Genomic DNA, 2,243 nt, shown 5'->3' on the forward strand with positions numbered 1-2,243 from the left:
TGCCAACCCAACCAATCTCTACCCAGATCAACCTCGGACTCTTGTTATGGCTGGATGAGAAACGGGGGGCACGTCAGTTTCCGTGTCGGCGTCGCCGCTGACGGAGTGCAGATGGACCAACACCTGGCGTCCGAGCCAGTGAATCTGGTTGTCCTGGATGTGATGATGCCAGGCGAGGACGGGCTGTCGATCTGCCGCCGTCTCAGTGATCGCGGCATCCCCATTCTCATGCTCAGCGCTCTGGGTGATTCCGCTGATCGGGTGGTGGGGCTGGAACTTGGGGCGCTGGACTATCTTCCCAAGCCGTTTGAACCCCGGGAATTGCTGGCGAGGGTTCGTGCTCTGCTGCGCCGTCCATCCTCAGATACGATCAGCGCGATGTCGCGGACACGCCTCTATCTCGGCTGGCGGTATGACGGGGATAGCCGTCGTCTGACGCGCCCCGATGACAGCAGCGTTGTTCTGTCGTCGGGACAGGGCGCGCTGTTGAAGGTGTTTCTGGATCGCCCCGGCCGCTTGTTAAGCCGCGACCAATTGATCACATTGACGCGGGGAGGCGAGGCTGATGTCTTTGATCGCTCTATTGATCTTGCTGTCAGCCGGTTAAGGCGGTTGCTCGGCGATCATGGCGTGACGCCGCTAATCGAGACCATTCGAGGTGAAGGCTACCGCCTGAAGCCTGAACGGGAAGGCTTGTGATCGTCTGGCTGCGTTCGATTACGGGGCAGGTTTTCGGGTTGGCGCTTGTCTGCGTGCTGACGACCCTGGGCGTCGGACTGTTCGTAACGGTCATCATGCCTCCGCCTCCACAGGCCTCCATGCGGGTGCGGGATGTCGCCCAGGCGGTGAAGACCGGACAGGGGGGCGCAGAGTTGGCGATCCGGACGATGTCCATGCCTGCGGTCGCGCCGCAGACCACTGCGCAGCCCGCGCCGATCATCGCTGAGGGTCTGGCCCATGCCCTTGATCTGGACCTTGCCGATGTGCGGGTGACGATGAAGTCCAACGAAAGCCGAGGCTCCGGCACAAATCTCACTATCCTCAATCTTCCGCCAGGAACCCTGATGGCCGGCGCCCCTCCGCCCTCGGTCGCCGAACTTGTTGCGACAAGCGACATTACATTCCCGCCGTTCCAGGCGGCCGTGAGGCGTGGTTCAGAGTGGGTCGTCGTTGCGCCGACGTCGTCCTATCTTTCAGTCTGGCATATGAAGCTCGGTCTGGCCTTCCTGGCGGCGGCGACCATCCTGGCGATCCCCACGCTCTGGTTGGCGCGTATCTTCACCCGCCCTCTGCGCAAACTCGCCGCAGCGGCTGAGGCGATCGATTCCGGACCCAATGCGCCGTCCTTGCCTATCGGGGGCCCGACCGAAATCCGGACCGCTGCAACGGCCCTGCGCGCCATGCAGGAGCGTCTGAACGCCAATCTTGAGCAGCGGACCCAGATGCTCTTCGCCATTGCCCATGACCTGCGGACGCCGTTGACCAGTTTGAAGTTGAGACTGGAGGGCGCCGGTCCTGGCCTGAAGCGGGTGATGGGGCCGGAGATTCTTAGGATGCAGGCGATGATCGACCAGTTGCTGCAGTTCGCAGCGCGGCCGGCCTCAAAGAGCTTCGAGACGCTGGATCTGGCGGGGCTTGTGCGGCAGGCGGCCGATCGTCAGCCGAACTGTACGATTGTCGTGCACTCGCCCGAGGTTCTGATCTTTTCAGGAGATCCCCTCGATCTCTCTCGCCTGCTGGATAATGTGTTTTCCAACGCAGCAAAATTTGGCGGGCCTGGTCCCGTTCATGTCCATCTTGATCAGACCGGCACGCAAGCGCGCCTCGTCGTCCGGGATGCAGGGCCGGGGATGCCGGACGATCAACTCACTGATGTGCTGGAGCCCTTTGTTCGGATCGAGCGATCAAGGAGCGCCGAGACAGGCGGCGTCGGGCTGGGGTTAGCCTTGGCCAAAGCGGTGGTGGAGCGGCACGGCGGGTGGATTTCCTTATCAAATGCGAAGCCGCATGGTCTCATTGTCTCGATCCATCTGCCTCTTGGCCGCGGATGAAGCGCTTCGATATAGGCAATAGCGGTTGTGACCTGCGGCATTGAAGGAACGGCAGGTCGGTTGCGAATGCCATATCGGCAATCGGCGTCGGGACGATGGCGCATCGGTCGTTTGAGGTGACGTGCTCCCTTCCTGATCCCCCGATTTGAGTGAGAGTCCGTTTCATCAAGGAGACGGACGTGAAGAAAAGCA

At 61.6% G+C, this 2,243-nt stretch carries 2 protein-coding genes; both read left to right on the forward strand.

The annotated features are described in order from the left end of the window. Window positions 1–54: 54 nt before the first annotated feature. Window positions 55–699 (forward strand): response regulator, encoded by a 645-nt coding sequence (locus tag AC3A3G_RS16320; RefSeq protein ID WP_487488732.1) that lies wholly within the window; start codon window positions 55–57, stop codon window positions 697–699. Next, window positions 696–2,051 (forward strand): sensor histidine kinase, encoded by a 1,356-nt coding sequence (locus AC3A3G_RS16325; RefSeq protein ID WP_487488731.1) that lies wholly within the window; start codon window positions 696–698, stop codon window positions 2,049–2,051. Before AC3A3G_RS16320 ends, AC3A3G_RS16325 begins: the two co-directional genes overlap by 4 nt. Window positions 2,052–2,243: the final 192 nt, after the last annotated feature.

The organism is Brevundimonas sp. Soil_N_31, from assembly GCF_057655995.1.